The sequence below is a fragment of the Pseudomonas sp. 22085 genome (assembly GCF_052045815.1).
Lineage (GTDB): Bacteria > Pseudomonadota > Gammaproteobacteria > Pseudomonadales > Pseudomonadaceae > Aquipseudomonas > Aquipseudomonas glycinae.
In genome coordinates this window covers 42862-59114 of sequence record NZ_JBQEQA010000003.1, presented here as the reverse complement: position 1 = coordinate 59114, position 16253 = coordinate 42862, and the positions used below count along the sequence as shown (strand labels likewise).

Genomic DNA, 16253 nt, shown 5'->3' with positions numbered 1-16253 from the left:
GACCATGCAAACTCGTGACGACATCTTCAACACCCTGCGCGATGCCCTGGTCGAGCTGTTCGAACTGGACCCGGCCCGCGTGAGCCTGGAATCCAACCTGTATCAGGATCTGGAAATCGACAGCATCGATGCCGTCGACCTGATCGATCACATCAAGCGCCAGACCGGCAAGAAAATCGCCGCCGAGGAGTTCAAGTCGGTGCGCACCGTCAGCGACGTGGTCGAGGCGGTCTACCGTCTGGTTCAACCGGCGGCATGAGCCGACTGATCGGTCTCGGCCTGCTGCTGGCGGGCCTGCTGTATCCCTTTGCGGTGTATTTCGGCATGGAGCATTTCGCGCCATGGCAGTTCGGCCTGCTGCTGGGCAGCTTGTGGCTGGCCCGCGCACTGACCGGCGAACGGAAGCCCGGCAGTCTGTGGATGGCCTTTGTGGCGATCGTGTTCTGCCTGCTGCTGGCGGTGTTCGACAGCCCTTTGCTGCTGCGTTGGTACCCGGTGCTGATCAGCGGCTTCATGCTGGTGCTGTTCAGCCTGAGCCTGAAATACGGCCCGCCGATGGTCGAGCGTCTGGCTCGCCTGCGAGAGCCGCAACTGCCGCCCAAGGCGATTCGTTACACCCGCCAGGTCACCGTGGCCTGGAGCGTGTTTTTCTTTTGCAACGGTTTGTGCGCCGCCCTGCTGACACTGTGGGCGCCGCTGAACTGGTGGATGTTGTACACCGGCCTGATCTCCTACGGATTGATCGGCCTGATGTTTGCCATTGAATGGCTGATACGACAACGGGTAAGAGGTCGCCCATGAACTGGATAAAACTTGAGCAGCTGTTGCTCAAGGCCCTGCCGGCGCGTGCTGTTACAAGCGCACCGGCACTCGATCACGCTCAACTGCGCGAACAGGCCCTGGGCCTGGCCGCCGGTCTGCAAGCACGCGGCGTGAAGCGTCTGGCGGTGCATCTGGAAGATGCCGCCGATCTGGCCGTCGCCCTGCTCGGTGCCTGGCGTGCCGGCATCAGGGTGTTGCTGCCCTCGGATCTGCAAGCGCAGACCCGCCAGCGCTGGTCGAGCGACGTCGATCTGTGGCTGACCGATCATTCCGATGACGCTCGCCTGAGCGATCTGCAACAACCGGCCCTGCCCGCAGCCGAACTGGATCTCGACCAGTGCCGCCTCAGCCTGTGCACCTCCGGTTCCAGCGGCGAGCCCAAGCGCATCGACAAATCCCTGCGGCAACTGGCCAACGAAGTCGAAGCCCTTGAGCAGCTGTGGGGCGCGGATCTCGGCGAGGCCTGCATTCTTGGCAGCGTCGCCACCCAGCACATCTACGGCTTGCTGTTCCGCGTGCTGTGGCCGCTGTGCGCCGGGCGTCCGTTCCTGCGCAAGCAACTGGCCTTCCCGGAAGACCTGCAACGTGCCAGCCGCGAGCACCCGGCCTTCGCCTGGGTCGCCAGCCCGGCGCTGCTCAAACGCATGGGCGACAACCTCGACTGGCCAGCGCTGAGCGCCGTGCGCCGGGTGTTTTCCTCTGGCGGCGCACTGCCGGCAGACGCCGCAAAAAGCCTGCATCAACGCTTGGGGCAGTGGCCGACGGAAATCCTCGGCAGTTCGGAAACCGGTGGCATCGCCTGGAGACAGGGTGAATCGTTGTGGCAGCCATTTGCCGGCGTCGAGTTGAGCCAGGACAGCGACGGTGCCTTGCGGATCGCTTCGCCTTATCTGCCCGCCGGGCATGTCGAACACACCGCCGATGCGGCGCGCATTCAGGCCGATGGCCGCTTTGAATTGCTCGGGCGACTCGACCGGATCGTCAAACTCGAAGAAAAACGCATATCCCTGCCGATGCTTGAACAGGCGCTGGTGGCTCACGACTGGGTCGCCGAAGCGCGTCTGGGCGTTGTGCAGGAGAACCGCGCGTCGCTCGGCGCGCTGCTGGTGCTCAGCGAATCGGGCCTGTTTGCCCTGCGCGAGCACGGTCGGCGCAGCCTGACCGAAACCCTGCGCCGTCATCTCGGCGACCACTGCGAAGCCCTGGCCCTGCCCCGCCGCTGGCGCCTGCTGCGGCAAATGCCGCTGACCTCGCAGGGCAAGTTGCCTCAAGCCGACGTCGAAGCCTTGCTGCTGGCACCACGGCCGAAAGCGCCGGAGATTCTGGAACAGGCCGAAACCGAGGGCGAATGGAACCTGCAGTTGAGCGTTCCGCCAGATCTGGCCTATTTCAGCGGTCACTTCCCCAAGGCCCCGGTGCTGCCGGGCGTGGTGCAGGTCGAATGGGCGCTGAATCTGGGTCGACAACTGCTGAACCTGCCCGGCGCATTCGCCGGCATGGAAGTGCTGAAGTTCCAGCAACTGGTGCGCCCCGGCGATGAAATCCAGCTGCACCTGCGCTTCGACCCGGAACGCGGCAAGTTGTATTTCGCCTACCGCAACGACACGGCCACCTGCTCCAGCGGGCGGATTCTGCTGGGGGCTGGCGATGCATAACCCTTGCGCCGTGATTCCGGTCTACAACCACGAAACCGCCATCGGCACGGTGGTCGACGCCCTGCTCGCCGAGGATCTGCCATGCATTCTGGTGGACGATGCCAGCAGCAAATCCTGCGCAGCGGTGCTGGACGCGCTGGCCGAACGCGAACGGGTTTATCTGGTTCGCCTCACTGCCAATCAGGGCAAGGGTGGCGCGGTGATGACCGGTCTGCGTGAAGCGGCGCGGCTGGGCTTCAGCCATGCCTTGCAGGTCGACGCCGACGGTCAGCACGACTTGCAGGATGTCGCGCGTTTCATCGAAGAATCCCGCGCCCACCCCGAGTCGCTGATCTGTGGTTATCCGCTGTACGACGCCAGCGTGCCGAAAGGCCGTCTGTATGCGCGTTACCTGACCCACGTAATGGTGTGGATCAACACCTTGTCGCTGCAGATTCGCGACTCGATGTGCGGCTTCCGGGTGTATCCGCTGGAACCGACGCTGGGCGTGATCGATTCGGCGCGGATCGGCAAGCGCATGGATTTCGACTCGGACATTCTGGTGCGCCTGGCGTGGCGCAATCAGCCGATGCGCTGGTTGCAGACCAGCGTGCACTACCCGCTGGACGGCGTGTCGCACTTTCGCCTGTTCCACGACAACGTGCTGATCTCGGGCATGCACACGCGCCTGTTCTTCGGCATGTTACTGCGTCTGCCCGTGATCCTCTGGCGACGGTGGCGTCCATGACCGTCGAGACCGACAAGAAGCACTGGGCCGACCGCGAAGAGCGTGGCAGTTTCCTGCTGATGAAATTCACCGCACTCGCCGCCAAGGTTCTCGGCCGACGCCTGCTGAGCCCGTTGCTGTACGGCATCGTCCTGTACTTTTTTCTGTTCGGCCGAACTGCACGGCGCAGTGCCTGGCAGTATCAGCAGCGTCTCGCCGACTGGAGCGGTCGCCACGAATTGCGCGCGACCCGGTGGCAGGTGTTCCGCCAGTTCATGGCCTTCGCCGATTCGCTGCTCGACAAGCTCGACGTGTGGAACGGCAAGCTGAAGATCGAGCAGATCGAAATCATCGACCCGGCGCTGTTGCGCAACCAGTTGCGCGGCAGTCGCGGGCAAATGCTGGTGGGCGCGCATCTGGGCAACCTCGAAGTGTGCCGGGCGCTGGCGGAGCTGGGCGAGAAAGTCACGATGAACGTGCTGGTGCACACCAAGCACGCCGAGCAATTCAATCGCCTGCTGGGCGAGGCCGGCGCGACCAACCTGCGGCTGATCCAGGTCAGCGAACTGGACCCGGTGATCATGCTGCAACTGCACGAACGCCTGGAGCGCGGCGAGTGGCTGGCGATTGCCGGCGACCGCGTGCCACTGCATGGCGGGCGCAGCGTGACCGTGGACTTTCTCGGCCACCCGGCGCCGTTCCCGCAAGGGCCGTGGCTGCTGGCCGGCCTGCTGAAATGCCCGGTCAACCTGCTGATGTGCCTCAAGCAACCTGACGGCCACTATCGCCTGACTCTCGAGCCGTTCGCCGACGCTGTGGTGTGGTCACGCCGCGAGCGCGAACAGGTCATTCATCAGTGGGCCACCCGCTATGCGCAACGCCTGAGTCACTATTGCCTCGAAGCACCGTGCCAATGGTTCAACTTTTACCCATTCTGGAAAACCGATGACAACGCCAACTCCTGAGCCGGTCACCTTCGGCGAACGCCCTCTGCGCATCGAAGACGTGCTGGCCCTGGCCAACCGTCAGGCGCCCGTGCAGTTGCAGAGCGACGCGCCTTATCGCGAACGCATCGCCAAGGGCGCGCGGTTCCTCGATTCGCTGCTGGACAAGGAAGGCGTGATCTACGGAGTGACCACCGGTTACGGCGACTCCTGCGTGGTCGCGGTGCCGTTGCATCACGTCGAGGCGCTGCCGCGTCATCTCTACACGTTCCACGGTTGCGGGCTGGGTAAACTGCTCGACCCCCAGGCCACTCGTGCAGTGCTCGCAGCGCGTTTGCAGTCGCTGTGCCACGGCGTGTCCGGGGTGCGCATCGAACTGCTGGAACGCCTGCATGCCTTCCTTGAACACGACATTTTGCCGCTGATCCCCGAAGAAGGTTCGGTGGGCGCCAGCGGCGATCTGACGCCGTTGTCCTACGTCGCCGCAACCCTGTCCGGCGAGCGTGAAGTGATGTTCCGTGGCGAACGCCGCCAGGCTGCCGATGTGCACCGTGAACTGGGCTGGACGCCGCTGGTGCTGCGCCCGAAAGAGGCGCTGGCGCTGATGAACGGCACCGCCGTGATGACCGGTCTGGCGTGCCTGGCTTACGCCCGCGCCGATTACCTGCTGCAACTGGCGACCCGCATCACCGCGTTGAACGTGGTGGCGCTGCAAGGCAATCCGGAACACTTCGACGAGCGTCTGTTCGCCGCCAAGCCGCATCCGGGGCAGATGCAGGTGGCCGCGTGGCTGCGCAAGGATCTGGCAATCGACGCGCCGACCGCGCCGTTGCATCGCTTGCAGGATCGCTACTCGCTGCGCTGCGCACCGCATGTACTCGGCGTATTGGCCGACAGCCTGAACTGGCTGCGCTCGTTCATCGAAACCGAACTCAACAGCGCCAACGACAACCCGATCATCGACGCCGAAGCCGAGCGCGTGCTGCACGGCGGACACTTCTACGGCGGGCATATCGCGTTCGCCATGGACAGCCTGAAAAACCTCGTGGCCAACGTTGCCGACCTGCTCGACCGACAACTCGCGCTGCTGGTGGACGAGCGTTACAACCACGGTTTACCGAGCAACCTGTCGGGCGCCAGCGCCGACCGCGCGATGCTCAACCACGGCTTCAAGGCCGTGCAGATCGGAGCCAGCGCCTGGACTGCCGAAGCGCTGAAAAACACCATGCCGGCCAGCGTGTTCTCACGCTCCACCGAGTGCCACAACCAGGACAAGGTGAGCATGGGCACAATCGCCGCCCGCGACGCCATTCGCGTGCTGGAGCTGACCGAACAGGTCGCCGCCGCCACGCTGCTCGCGGCCAATCAGGGCGTGTGGCTGCGTAGCCGCGATGAAGATGCGCGTCCACTGCCGCCATCGCTGGCCGCCATGCACGAACAACTGGCCGAGGACTTCCCGCCAGTGATCGAAGACCGTGCCCTGGAAGGCGAACTGCGCCTGTGTCTGCAACGCATCGCCGAACAACACTGGAGGCTGCATGCGTAGTGCCGGAGTGCTTCACGCCGATACGGAAATCCTCGTGCCGTTCTTTGACGTCGACACCATGCACGTCGTCTGGCACGGCCATTACGTGAAATACCTGGAAGTGGCGCGCTGCGCGTTGCTCGACAGGATCGGCCACAACTACAACCAGATGGTCGACTCGGGCTACGCCTGGCCGGTGATCGACCTGCAACTGCGCTACGTGCGCGGCGCGGTGTTCGGTCAGCGGCTGAACGTGCGCGCCAGTCTGGTGGAGTGGGAAAACCGCCTGAAGATTCACTACCTGATCACCGATGCCCAGACCGGCGAACGCCTGACCCGCGCCAGCTCGGTGCAGGTCGCCGTCGAAGTCAGCAGCCGCGAGATGCAACTGGCCTCGCCGAAAGTCTTCACCGATGCCGTGGAAAGGATGCTGCGATGAATGTGCTGTTGAAATCCCTTGGCGCTCTGGCGCTGCTGACGCTGTCGTCGCTGGCCAATGCCTTCGACCTGCAACAGTTGAGCGAGCAACTGGCGAAACCGGCCGTGATCCACGGCCAGTTCATCCAGGAAAAACACCTGCGCGCCCTGCCCCAGCCGCTGATCAGCAAGGGCAGTTTTGTCCTCGCCAAAAACCACGGCCTGCTGTGGCTGCTGAAATCCCCGCTGCAACAGGATTACCGCATCAGCGCCAAGGGCATCGCCCGGCGGGATGCCACCGGCTGGCAACTGCTGCCGAACAAGAGCGCCGGGGCCGAGCAGAACCGTTTGTTCCTCGCCGTACTGCAAGGCGACAGCAGCGGTCTGCAACGGGATTTCGAACTGGCCCTGAGCGGCGATGCGCAGCAATGGCAACTGACCCTGACTCCGCGCTCGGTGCTGCTCAAGCAGGTCTTCAACCAGATCAACATCAGCGGCGGCACCTTGGTGAACATCATCGAACTGCTGGAAACCCAGGGCGACAGCACCGTACTGCGCATGCAGGACAGCACTGCCGGCCAACCTCTGAGCGACGCGGAGCAACATGACTTTGCCGAGTGAGCGCAGGCTGCCCTGGCTGTTCCTGATCCTGCTGCTGGCCGTCGTCGCACTGGGCGCCTGGCAGTGGCGCGACGGTGCGCCGCTCTCGGCCAACCTGATGGAGCTGGTGCCCGGCACCCATCCGGACGCCCTCGAACTGCGCGCCGAACAACGCATGCAGGAACCGCTCAACCGCGACATGCTGGTGCTGGTCGGCCACGCCGATCGCCAGCAAGCCGTCGCCATGGCCCAGACTTTGGGCGAGCAATGGCAGGCCAGCGGGCTGTTCGAAAAAGTGCAGTGGAACCTGCAAGCCGACCTGCCGGCCCTGCGCACGCAACTGCTGCAAGGGCGGCTGGCGATGCTCTCGGCGGATGACCGACAACTGCTGATCGAACATCCCGACGTCTTTATCCAGCAACGGGTACAGGCGCTGTTCGACCCGTTTACCGGGTTCAGTCTGGTGCCGAGCCAGGACGACTGGCTGGGCCTGACCGGGCGCATCCAGAACAGCCAGCCGCAACATGGCGCGGTGCAGCTGGACATCGGCAGCGGTGCGTTGATCGCCGACGCCGACGGCAAGAGCTGGGTGCTGCTGCGCGCACGCACCACCGGCAGCGCCTTCGACATGAATCAACCGCTGCAAGTCGCCGCCCTGCTGCAACACAGCCGTGAGCAAGCAGCTCGCGCCGACGTGCAACTGTTGGCCGCCAGCGGCCTGCTGTACGCCGCCAACGGTCAGCAGCAGGCGACCCGGGAAATGACCTGGGTCGGCGGCGGCGCCACCATCGGCATCCTGTTGCTGTTGCTGCTCGCCTTCCGCCGCTGGCGGGTGCTGCTGGCGTTCATTCCGGTGCTGGTGGGCATGCTGTTCGGCGCGGTGGCCTGCGTCGCGCTGTTCGGGCACATGCATGTGATGACGCTGGTGCTCGGTTCGAGCCTGATCGGGGTGGCGGTGGATTACCCGCTGCACTACCTGTCCAAGAGCTGGAGCCTCAAGCCGTGGCACAGTTGGCCGGCGTTGCGCCTGACCCTGTCCGGGCTGACGTTGAGCCTGATCACCAGCGCCATCGGTTACCTGGCACTGGCCTGGACACCTTTCCCGGCCTTGACCCAGATCGCCGTGTTCTCCGCCGCCGGTTTGCTCGGCGCCTACCTGTCGGCGGTGTGCCTGTTGCCGGCGCTGCTGAAAAACGTCGAACTGCGCCCGGCGCAATGGCCGCTGCAACTGGCTGAGCGTCTGGTGCGACTACGGGAGAACCTGCTCGAACACGTCAGGACGCCGGTGTTGCTGGCCCTGCTGATCGCCTTCTGCGTCGGCGGCCTGCTGCAACTGGAGAGCAAGAACGACATTCGCCAGTGGGTCGGTGCGCCGCAACGCCTGACCGATGAAGCGCAGACCATCGCGCGGATTACCGGCTATCAGCCGACCAGCCAGTTCTTCCTGGTGCGCGCCGCCGATCAGCAGCAATTGCTGGAACGGCAAGCGGCCCTGAGCGAGCGCCTGGATCAATTGGTCAACCTCGACAAGTTGCAGGGATATCTGGCGCTCAATCAACTGGTCAGCCCGCCAGCTCAGCAGCAACAAGTGCGTGAGGCGCTGAGCAAGTTGCCGCAGTTCTGGCAGCCGTTGCTGGAGGTCGGCGTGCCGCTGGCGGCGCTGCAAACCGAGCTGCAACAGTTGCAGGCCCTGCCCGCCGAAGATATCGATGCGGCGCTGGCCGGCCCGCTCGGCGAGCCCTACCGCACGCTGTGGCTGGGGCCGACCGAGGACGGCGTGGCAGCGATGGTCAGCCTGCAAGGCCTGAACAATCCGTCGCTGTTGCGGGTGCAGGCGCTGGATCTGCCCGGCGTGATGCTGGTGGACCGGCTCGGCGATCTGAACAAGGTGTTCGCCCAGACCCAGATCAGCGCCGCTGAGCTGAAACTCGCGTCCTGCGTATTGATCGTGCTGGTGCTGATGCTGCCGTTCGGTCTTGGTGGCGCGCTGCGGATCGTCGCCCTGCCGCTGCTCGCTGCGCTGTGCAGCCTCGCCAGCCTGGGCTGGCTCGGTCAGCCGCTGACCCTGTTCAGCCTGTTCGGCCTGTTGCTGGTGACGGCGATCAGCGTCGACTACGCGATCCTCATGCGCGAACAGGTCGGCGGCGCGGCCGTCAGCCTGCTCGGCACCTTGCTCGCCGCCGCCACCACCTGGCTGTCGTTCGGCCTGCTGGCGGTGTCGAGCACCCCGGCGGTGAGTAACTTCGGCCTGTCGGTGAGCCTCGGTCTGGCGTTCAGCTTCATGCTCGCGCCGTGGGCCGGGCGTCAGACCCATGCGGTTGCCGTCACGGAGCCTGCAGCATGATGGTGGTGATTTTCTGGCTGATGGCCTTGGCGCTGTTCTTCGTCGCCACCCGGGTCGGCCGGCATTTCGGGCTGATCCCGATCGTCAGTCAATTGCTGCTGGCCAGCTTCGGCCTGCCGCTGCTGATGTACTTCTGGATCGAACCGGGCTGGCAACTCAACGGCGCCGAACTGATCGCGCCGGGCTGGCTGAAAAACCTCTACAGCCTGAGCTTTGCCCTGTTGCTGGGGCACATCCTCAGCGACGTGATCGACCTGCGCCTGGACCGGCAGAGCGTGAAGATCGCCCTGCCGAGTTTCGCCGTGCCGTTCACCTGCGGCCTGGCGACGGCGTACTGGCTGTTGCCGACGCAGCCGTGGATCAACTCGTTGGCGATCGGTTTGGTGTTCGCCATCACCGCGATCCCGGTGTTGTACCTGTACCTGCGCCACATCGACTACCCGCCCGCCGCCACCCGGCGTCTGGTGCAGACCGCGATCCTGATCGACCTGACTTGCTGGACGCTGTTCGGCCTCGCTCAGGGCAGCCTGCACCTGAGCAGTCTGTTGCTGCCGTTGGGGATGGCCTGCGTACCCGTGCTGCTGCGGGTGTTCGGCATCCGCCGGCCACTGACCTACAGCCTCGGTTTTTTTGCGCTGTTGGTGCTGGCTGAACACTACAAACTCAACGCGCTGATTTTAGGCATCGGCTATCTGCTGTGCATGGCCGCGCTCAAGGTGCCACTGGTATTGCCGATCCCGGCGCACTGGATGAACCGCTTGCAGACCTGGGTGGCGATTCCGCTGATCCTGACTTTCGGCATCGTCCAGATCGACGTGCACAGCGCCCTCGCCAGTCTCGGCGCCGTGCAATGGGCGGCGCTGCTGCTGTTGCCGGTCGCCAGCAAAATCCTGGGCAACTGGCTCGGTCTCGGCTGGGCTGGCGCTTCGTTCGCAGGCGCCAGCCGCTGGCGCGAAAGCGTGCTGCTGAACATTCGCGGCTTAAGCGAAATCGTTTTTCTCAACCTGCTGTTGCAACAACAGCTCATCAGTCCGGCACTGTACTTTGCGCTGATGCTGATGGGTCTGATCGCGACGCTGTTGCCGGCCTTCATCGGCCTGCACCGGGCGTCACTGAACCCTATTGCCGTACCCAGGAGCTCACGTGCCAATCGTTGAAATGGAATCCCGTCAGGTCGTGATCATCGGCGCCGGCCCCTCCGGCGCCATCGCCGCCGCATTGCTCAAACGCAAGGGGCACGACGTGCTGGTGATCGAGCGTCAGCATTTCCCGAGGTTCTCCATCGGTGAAAGCCTGCTCTGCCATTGCCTGGATTTCGTCGAAGAGGCCGGCATGCTCGAGGCGGTAAATGCCGCCGGGTTCCAGCGCAAGAACGGTGCGGCGTTCGCCTGGGGCGAGCGCTACAGCGCCTTCGATTTTGCTGATACCTTCACCGCCGGCAAGCCCACGACCCTGCAGGTGCAACGCGCCGACTTCGACAAGTTGCTGGCCGATCAGGCCGCGTTGCAGGGCGCGGAAATTCGCTACGGCGACGCAATTGTCAGCGTCGATTTCGAACGCCCGCGACCGTTGCTGGACGTGCGCCGCGAAGACGGCAGCGAGTACCGCGTCGAAGCCGACTTTGTCCTCGATGCCAGCGGCTACGGCCGCGTGCTGTCGCGCCTGTTGGACCTCGAAGCACCGTCGAATTTCCCGGTTCGCCAAGCCGTGTTCACCCACGTCGAAGACCACATCGATCATCCCGGCTTCGACCGCGAGAAGATCCTCATCACCACCCACCCGCAACACCGCGATATCTGGTTCTGGTCGATCCCGTTCAGCAACGGGCGCTGCTCGGTGGGCGTGGTGGCTGCCGCCGAACATTTCGCAGGTCGCGATGCCGACCTCGACGCCTGCCTGCGCGGGTTCATCGCCGAAACCCCGAGCCTGGCCAAAGTGCTGCACAACGCCGTGTGGGATACCCCGGCGCGCACTCTCGGCGGCTATGCGGCCAACGTCAAAACCCTGCACGGCCCGGGCTTTGCGCTGTTGGGTAACGCGGCGGAGTTTCTCGACCCGGTTTTCTCTTCGGGCGTGACCATCGCCATGCGTTCGGCGAGCATGGCCGCCGCTGTGCTGCACCGACAGTTGCAGGGCGAAACGGTGGACTGGCAAAGCGAATTCGCCGAGCCGCTGAAACGCGGGGTCGATACATTCCGCTGCTACGTCGAAGGCTGGTACGCCGGCACCTTTCAGGACGTGATTTTCCACGAGCAAGGCTCCCCGGAAATCCGCCGCATGATCTGCTCGATCCTCGCCGGTTACGCCTGGGACGAACGCAACCCGTTCGTCAGTGAAGCGCGCCGTCGGCTGAAGACGATCTCCGAACTCTGTGCAAGGGACGACACATGAATTACCTGAGCGACAACTACGTCGAGGAAACCCGCTTCGGCTTCTGGTTCCTGCGCAGCCACACTTGGCAGCACCATGTGCTGCGTGTGGCGATCAACGATCTGCGCGGGCTGTTCAGCGAGTCGTTGCCAGCCAGTCCGGTGCTGCTGGATGCCGGTTGCGGCCAGGGCAAGTCGTTCGGTCACCTGCGCCAGACCTTCGCGCCTCAGCGCCTGATCGGGGTCGATGCCGATCCGCACAGCCTGGAATTGAGCGCCGCCGAGGCCGCGCGTCAGGGCTTCGACGTCGAGCTGATCGGCAGCGACTGCGCGACGCTCAATGTGCCGGACGCCAGCGTCGACCTGCTGTTCTGTCACCAGACCTTTCATCATCTGGTGGAGCAGGAAAAAGCCCTGGCCGAGTTCTATCGGGTGCTCAAGCCGGGCGGTTATCTGCTGTTCGCCGAGTCCACCGAGGCTTACATTGATACGTGGGTGATTCGCTGGCTGTTCCGGCATCCGATGCATGTGCAAAAGAGCGCGGCGCAGTACCTGGAGATGATTCGCCAGCAGGGTTTCGAGTTCGCCGAACAGAACGTTTCGTACCCGTATCTGTGGTGGAGCCGGTCGAAGGATTTCGGTCTGCTCGAACGTTTTGGTCTGCGCCAGCCCAAGCCTTTTGGCCAGCGGGAAGAAACCCTGGTCAACGTGGTGGCCCGCAAACCCTTGAACGAGGCTGTCTGATGTTGCGTGTTCTACTGCTCGCCTGCGTCCTGCTGCTCGGTGCCTGCGCCAGTCAGGCGCCGCTGCCGGCCGGCAACCCGAGCCTGCCGCTGCCGATGCAACTGCATATCGAGCGGCACCTGGCCGGGCAACAGCAAGACTGGTTGCTGGTGATCCAGCGCGAAGGGCCGGGCATCCGCTGGTCGATGATGGATCCGCTGGGCATTCCCCAGGCGCGTCAGCAGTTGATCGACGGGCACTGGCAGGCCGACGGCCTGCTGCCGCCCAACCCGGAAGCCCGGGAGCTGTTCGCCGCGCTGCTGTTCGCCCTGACCCCCGCGGGCGAGCTGTCGCGCAACTACCCCGACGCGCAGCAACAGGGCGGCCGACGGTCCCTGCCGGCGCGCTGGGACATCCGTTACACCCAACCCTTGAGTTTCGAATTGAACCTGCCACAAGGCCCGCACTATCGCGTAACGCCACTCGGTGAACCGACGTCATGACCGCCTACCTCAATGCCCTCGGCGTGATCTGCGCCCTGGGGCGCGACAAGCAAACCGTGGCACGCAACCTGTTTGCCGGCGACTGCTCCGGCATGCGCCGCGAGTCCGGCTGGGTGCCGGAGCGCGAACTGCCGGTGGCCGCCGTACACGGCGATCTGGCGCCGATTCCCGAGGTGCTGGCCGACCAGCGCAGCCGCAACAATCAACTGTTGCTGGAAGCCGCGTTGCAGATTCGCGATGACATCGAGCAGGCGATCCAGACTTACGGGCGCGATCGCATCGGCGTGGTGCTCGGCACCAGCACTTCCGGTATCGACGAAGCCAGCCGTGGCCTGGCGCACTACATTCGTGACCAGCAGTTCCCGGCCGATTACGACTACCGGCAACAGGAACTCGGCGCCCCGGCGAATTTCCTCGCCGACTGGCTGCAACTGAGCGGCCCGACCTATGTGATTTCCACCGCCTGCACCTCCAGCGCACGCGCCTTGATGAGCGCCCGACGCCTGCTCGATCTGGGCCTGTGCGACGCCGTGCTGTGCGGCGGTGTCGACAGCCTGTGCAAACTGACCCTCAACGGTTTCAGTGCGCTGGAAGCGGTGTCGGACGAGCGCTGCAATCCGTTTTCCGCCAACCGCAATGGCATCAACATCGGCGAAGCGGCGGTGCTGTTCGTGATGAGCAAACAGCGCGGTGCAGGGCCGGGCATCGCCCTGCTCGGCGCTGGCGCCAGCTCCGACGCGCATCATATTTCCGCACCTGAGCCAACCGGCCGAGGCGCGCTTCAATCGATGCAGAAGGCGCTCGATCAAGCCCATCTGCAAGCCGGCGACATCAGCTATCTGAACCTGCACGGCACCGCGACCCAGCACAACGACGCCATGGAAAGCCTGGCCGTTGACGCGCTGTTTGCCGACGGCGTGCCGTGTTCCTCGACCAAACCGATGACCGGTCATACCCTCGGCGCTGCCGGCGCACTGGAAGCAGCCTTCTGCTGGTTGAGCCTGAGTGCCGACAACCCCGACCACGCCTTGCCACCGCACATCTGGGACGGCCAGGCCGATCCCGACCTGCCAGCGCTGAAGTGGGTGACTGCAAGCGAACGCCTGGCGTCCATTGCACCTCGCTACCTGATGAGCAACTCGTTTGCTTTCGGTGGCAATAACGTCAGCCTGATTATCGGAGACGCCCCATGACCCACTGGCCGCTCGCCGAACTGCTGCCCCACGCTGGCGACATGATCCTGATCGACCGGATCCTGAGCTTTGACGACGAACAGATCCACACCACGCTCACCGTCCGGCCCGGCGGCCTGTTCAGCCTGCCCGACGGCAGCCTGCCGGCGTGGGTCGGCGTCGAGCTGATGGCGCAAAGCGTCGCCGCGTTCGCCGGCTGCCATGCGCGGCAGAAAGGCAACCCGGTGGAGCTGGGCTTTCTGCTTGGCACACGCAAGTTCGAATGCAATGTCGCGGCCTTTCCGGTCGGCAGCGAACTGACCATCCATGGTCTGCGCTCGCTGGAGGACGACAACGGCATGGGCGTATTCGAATGCCATATCAACGCGCCCGGCATCGAGGCCAGCGCCAGGTTGAACGTGTTCCGCCCGCCGCAGGCGGCGGACTATCTGGAACAAACCCGCGACGAAACCAACAAGGAGTCGAACGATGACTGAATCCATCCTGGTCACCGGCTCCAGCCGTGGCATCGGCCGTGCCATTGCCCTGCGCCTGGCTAGCGCCGGCCACGATATCGTCCTGCATTGCCGTAGCGGCATGACGGAAGCACAAGCAGTGAAAGCCGAAGTCGAAGCCCTCGGACGCAATGCACGCATCCTGCAATTCGACGTGGCGGATCGCGAAGCCTGCAAAGCCATCCTCGAAGCGGACGTTGAAGCCCACGGCGCCTACTACGGCGTGGTGCTCAATGCCGGCCTGACCCGCGACGGCGCCTTTCCGGCCCTGAGCGACGACGACTGGGACGTGGTGCTGCGCACCAACCTCGACGGTTTCTACAACGTCCTGCACCCGGTGATGATGCCGATGATCCGCCGCCGCGCCGCTGGTCGCATTGTTTGCATCACCTCGGTCTCGGGGCTGATAGGCAACCGTGGCCAGGTCAATTACAGCGCGTCGAAAGCGGGTGTGATCGGCGCGGCAAAGGCGTTGGCGATCGAACTGGCCAAGCGCAAAATCACGGTGAACTGCGTCGCGCCCGGTCTGATCGATACCGCCATGCTCGATGAAAACGTGCCGGTGGAAGAACTGCTGAAAATGATCCCCGCACAACGCATGGGCACGCCTGAAGAGGTGGCCGGTGCGGTGAATTTCCTGATGTCGGCGGAAGCGTCGTACATCACCCGCCAGGTGCTGGCGGTCAACGGAGGCTTGTGTTGATGAAGCGCGTCGTCGTCACCGGCATGGCCGGCATTACCTCGCTGGGCAGTGACTGGGACACCATCGCCGGCAATTTCGCCGCCAACCGCAGCGGCATCCGCCGGATGGACGAGTGGGATCGCTTCAGCGAGCTCAACACGCGCCTGGCCGGGCCCATCGATGATTTCCAGGTGCCGGCGCACTGGACTCGCAAACAGCTGCGCAGCATGGGCCGTGTCTCGCGGCTGGCAGTCGGCGCGGCGGAAAAAGCGCTGGCCGATGCCGGCCTGCTTGGCGACGAGTCGATCAAGGACGGGCGCATGGGCGTGGCCTGTGGTTCGTCCACCGGCAGCACCGACGAGATCAAGGCGTTCGGCAACATGCTCCTCAACTCGGTGGCCGAAGGCCTCAACGCCAACTCCTACGTGCGGATGATGCCGCACACCACGGCGGCGAACATCAGCATCTTCTTCGGCCTCACTGGCCGCTTGATCCCGACCTCCAGCGCCTGCACCAGCGGCAGCCAGGGCATCGGTTACGCCTACGAGGCAATCAAGTTCGGCCGTCTGCCGCTGATGCTGGCCGGTGGCGCCGAAGAGCTGTGCCCGACCGAGGCCATGGTGTTCGACGCGCTGTACGCCACCAGCCTGAAAAACGATGCGCCGCACACCTCGCCACGCCCGTACGACAAGGGCCGCGACGGTCTGGTGATCGGTGAAGGCGGCGGCATGCTGGTGCTTGAAGAGCTGGAACACGCCCTGGCACGCGGTGCGCACATTCACGCCGAGATCGTCGGTTTCGGCAGCAACGCCGACGGCCAGCACACCACCCGCCCCGAGCAAGTCACCATGCGCCGGGCAATGGAACTGGCGCTGGAAGACGCAGGTCTTGCGCCGGACGTCATCGGCTACGTCAACGGCCACGGCACCGCCACCGAACAGGGCGATGTCGCCGAAACCCTGGCCACCAGCAGCTTGTTCGGTGAACGCATGCCGATCAGTTCGCAAAAGAGCTTCCTGGGCCACACCCTCGGCGCCTGCGGGGCGCTGGAATCGTGGTTCAGTATCGAGATGCTCAACCGCGACCTGTACGTGCACACGCTCAACCTCGACGAGGTCGATCCGCACTGCGGCAAGCTCGACTACCTGCGCGGCGAATTCCGCCAGATGAGCCACGAATACGTGATGAACAACAATTTCGCTTTCGGCGGGGTCAACACCTCGCTGATTTTCCGTCGCTGGCCCCAACCGAATTAATCCAGGTCAAGGAGACCTCC

At 64.4% G+C, this 16253-nt stretch carries 17 protein-coding genes; all 17 read left to right on the top strand.

Annotated features, from left to right (window positions below):
• The first annotated feature begins 4 nt into the window (after positions 1–4).
• Genes ACTJK7_RS04205 through ACTJK7_RS04125 form a run of 17 tightly spaced genes read left to right on the top strand, consistent with a single transcriptional unit; the run spans position 5 to position 16233 of the window.
• Entirely contained in the window at positions 5–259 is a 255-nt protein-coding gene (locus ACTJK7_RS04205; RefSeq protein ID WP_007947135.1) for an acyl carrier protein, read from the top strand.
• The gene (locus tag ACTJK7_RS04200; RefSeq protein WP_440779990.1) at positions 256–801 is read left to right on the top strand and encodes a hypothetical protein; all 546 of its coding nucleotides are present in this window, start codon (positions 256–258) and stop codon (positions 799–801) included. Before ACTJK7_RS04205 ends, ACTJK7_RS04200 begins: the two co-directional genes overlap by 4 nt.
• A complete protein-coding gene (locus ACTJK7_RS04195) occupies positions 798–2477 on the top strand; it encodes an AMP-binding protein (RefSeq protein WP_440779991.1) in 1680 nt (559 codons plus the stop codon). Before ACTJK7_RS04200 ends, ACTJK7_RS04195 begins: the two co-directional genes overlap by 4 nt.
• Entirely contained in the window at positions 2470–3204 is a 735-nt protein-coding gene (locus ACTJK7_RS04190; protein WP_323150815.1) for a glycosyltransferase family 2 protein, read from the top strand. Before ACTJK7_RS04195 ends, ACTJK7_RS04190 begins: the two co-directional genes overlap by 8 nt.
• A complete protein-coding gene (locus tag ACTJK7_RS04185) occupies positions 3201–4148 on the top strand; it encodes an LpxL/LpxP family acyltransferase (protein ID WP_108559231.1) in 948 nt (315 codons plus the stop codon). The genes ACTJK7_RS04190 and ACTJK7_RS04185 overlap by 4 nt, the downstream gene beginning before the upstream one ends.
• On the top strand, positions 4129–5673 hold the full coding sequence (locus tag ACTJK7_RS04180) for an HAL/PAL/TAL family ammonia-lyase (RefSeq protein WP_323150814.1): 1545 nt from the start codon (positions 4129–4131) through the stop codon (positions 5671–5673). The genes ACTJK7_RS04185 and ACTJK7_RS04180 overlap by 20 nt, the downstream gene beginning before the upstream one ends.
• The gene (locus ACTJK7_RS04175) at positions 5666–6091 is read left to right on the top strand and encodes an acyl-CoA thioesterase (RefSeq protein ID WP_323150813.1); all 426 of its coding nucleotides are present in this window, start codon (positions 5666–5668) and stop codon (positions 6089–6091) included. The genes ACTJK7_RS04180 and ACTJK7_RS04175 overlap by 8 nt, the downstream gene beginning before the upstream one ends.
• Positions 6088–6690: an outer membrane lipoprotein carrier protein LolA gene (locus tag ACTJK7_RS04170; protein WP_440779992.1), complete on the top strand. Its 603-nt coding sequence runs from the start codon at positions 6088–6090 to the stop codon at positions 6688–6690. The genes ACTJK7_RS04175 and ACTJK7_RS04170 overlap by 4 nt, the downstream gene beginning before the upstream one ends.
• Positions 6674–9013 carry an MMPL family transporter gene (locus ACTJK7_RS04165; protein ID WP_440779993.1) on the top strand — a complete coding sequence of 780 codons (2340 nt, stop codon included), beginning with the start codon at positions 6674–6676 and terminating at the stop codon, positions 9011–9013. The genes ACTJK7_RS04170 and ACTJK7_RS04165 overlap by 17 nt, the downstream gene beginning before the upstream one ends.
• The gene (locus ACTJK7_RS04160) at positions 9010–10170 is read left to right on the top strand and encodes a sodium:proton antiporter (RefSeq protein ID WP_440779994.1); all 1161 of its coding nucleotides are present in this window, start codon (positions 9010–9012) and stop codon (positions 10168–10170) included. Before ACTJK7_RS04165 ends, ACTJK7_RS04160 begins: the two co-directional genes overlap by 4 nt.
• On the top strand, positions 10157–11404 hold the full coding sequence (locus ACTJK7_RS04155) for an NAD(P)/FAD-dependent oxidoreductase (RefSeq protein ID WP_323150810.1): 1248 nt from the start codon (positions 10157–10159) through the stop codon (positions 11402–11404). The genes ACTJK7_RS04160 and ACTJK7_RS04155 overlap by 14 nt, the downstream gene beginning before the upstream one ends.
• Complete coding sequence (locus ACTJK7_RS04150; RefSeq protein ID WP_011332096.1) at positions 11401–12126, top strand: class I SAM-dependent methyltransferase; 726 nt, start codon at positions 11401–11403, stop codon at positions 12124–12126. Before ACTJK7_RS04155 ends, ACTJK7_RS04150 begins: the two co-directional genes overlap by 4 nt.
• Positions 12126–12608 (top strand): hypothetical protein, encoded by a 483-nt coding sequence (locus ACTJK7_RS04145; RefSeq protein ID WP_108559220.1) that lies wholly within the window; start codon positions 12126–12128, stop codon positions 12606–12608. Before ACTJK7_RS04150 ends, ACTJK7_RS04145 begins: the two co-directional genes overlap by 1 nt.
• Positions 12605–13801 carry a beta-ketoacyl-[acyl-carrier-protein] synthase family protein gene (locus ACTJK7_RS04140; RefSeq protein WP_108559218.1) on the top strand — a complete coding sequence of 399 codons (1197 nt, stop codon included), beginning with the start codon at positions 12605–12607 and terminating at the stop codon, positions 13799–13801. Before ACTJK7_RS04145 ends, ACTJK7_RS04140 begins: the two co-directional genes overlap by 4 nt.
• Positions 13798–14277 carry a hotdog family protein gene (locus ACTJK7_RS04135; protein ID WP_064382849.1) on the top strand — a complete coding sequence of 160 codons (480 nt, stop codon included), beginning with the start codon at positions 13798–13800 and terminating at the stop codon, positions 14275–14277. The genes ACTJK7_RS04140 and ACTJK7_RS04135 overlap by 4 nt, the downstream gene beginning before the upstream one ends.
• Positions 14270–14998: a 3-ketoacyl-ACP reductase FabG2 gene (locus ACTJK7_RS04130; protein WP_108559216.1), complete on the top strand. Its 729-nt coding sequence runs from the start codon at positions 14270–14272 to the stop codon at positions 14996–14998. The genes ACTJK7_RS04135 and ACTJK7_RS04130 overlap by 8 nt, the downstream gene beginning before the upstream one ends.
• On the top strand, positions 14998–16233 hold the full coding sequence (locus ACTJK7_RS04125; protein WP_064382847.1) for a beta-ketoacyl-ACP synthase: 1236 nt from the start codon (positions 14998–15000) through the stop codon (positions 16231–16233). The genes ACTJK7_RS04130 and ACTJK7_RS04125 overlap by 1 nt, the downstream gene beginning before the upstream one ends.
• The last annotated feature ends 20 nt before the right edge of the window (positions 16234–16253 follow it).